Annotated in this window: 1 protein-coding gene; it reads left to right on the top strand. The window is 62.2% G+C overall.

Translation table 11 applies throughout. From position 1 onward, the window contains the following. Positions 1-1,182, top strand: a 1,182-nt coding sequence (tuf, locus tag A9Z05_RS01495) for an elongation factor Tu (protein ID WP_034191706.1), incomplete at its 5' end; no start/stop codon positions are given. Between the last annotated feature and the right edge of the window lies 1 nt (position 1,183).

The following is a 1,183-nucleotide window of genomic DNA, read 5'->3' as shown; positions in this document are numbered from 1 at the left end:
GAAAAGTTTGAGCGGACCAAGCCGCACGTGAACGTTGGTACGATTGGTCACGTTGACCACGGCAAGACGACGCTGACGGCAGCGATCACGACGGTTCTGACGAAGAAGTTCGGCGGCGAAGCGAAGGCGTACGACCAGATCGACGCGGCACCGGAAGAAAAGGCGCGCGGCATCACGATCAACACGGCACACGTCGAGTACGAAACGGCTAACCGCCACTACGCACACGTCGACTGCCCGGGCCACGCTGACTATGTGAAGAACATGATCACGGGCGCAGCGCAGATGGACGGCGCGATCCTGGTTTGCTCGGCAGCAGACGGCCCGATGCCGCAAACGCGTGAGCACATCCTGCTGGCGCGTCAGGTTGGCGTTCCGTACATCATCGTGTTCCTGAACAAGTGCGACATGGTGGACGACGCTGAACTGCTCGAGCTGGTCGAGATGGAAGTTCGCGAACTGCTGTCGAAGTACGACTTCCCGGGCGACGACACGCCGATCGTGAAGGGTTCGGCCAAGCTGGCGCTGGAAGGCGACACGGGCGAGCTGGGTGAAGTGGCGATCATGAGCCTGGCCGACGCGCTGGACACGTACATCCCGACGCCGGAGCGTGCAGTTGACGGCGCGTTCCTGATGCCGGTGGAAGACGTGTTCTCGATCTCGGGCCGCGGTACGGTGGTGACGGGTCGCGTCGAGCGCGGCATCGTGAAGGTCGGCGAGGAAATCGAAATCGTCGGTATCAAGCCGACGGTGAAGACGACCTGCACGGGCGTGGAAATGTTCCGCAAGCTGCTGGACCAAGGTCAGGCAGGCGACAACGTGGGTATCCTGCTGCGCGGCACGAAGCGTGAAGACGTGGAGCGTGGCCAGGTTCTGGCGAAGCCGGGTTCGATCACGCCGCACACGCACTTCACGGCAGAAGTGTACGTGCTGAGCAAGGACGAAGGCGGCCGTCACACGCCGTTCTTCAACAACTACCGTCCGCAGTTCTACTTCCGTACGACGGACGTGACGGGCTCGATCGAGCTGCCGAAGGACAAGGAAATGGTGATGCCGGGCGACAACGTGTCGATCACGGTGAAGCTGATCGCTCCGATCGCGATGGAAGAAGGTCTGCGCTTCGCGATCCGCGAAGGCGGCCGTACGGTCGGCGCCGGCGTCGTCGCCAAGATCATCGAGTAAG

It is taken from the genome of Burkholderia sp. A2 (assembly GCF_001729305.1).
Taxonomy (GTDB): domain Bacteria; phylum Pseudomonadota; class Gammaproteobacteria; order Burkholderiales; family Burkholderiaceae; genus Burkholderia; species Burkholderia sola.
Note: the sequence above shows the minus strand (reverse complement) of the source record. Positions and strands in the feature narration are given on the sequence as shown.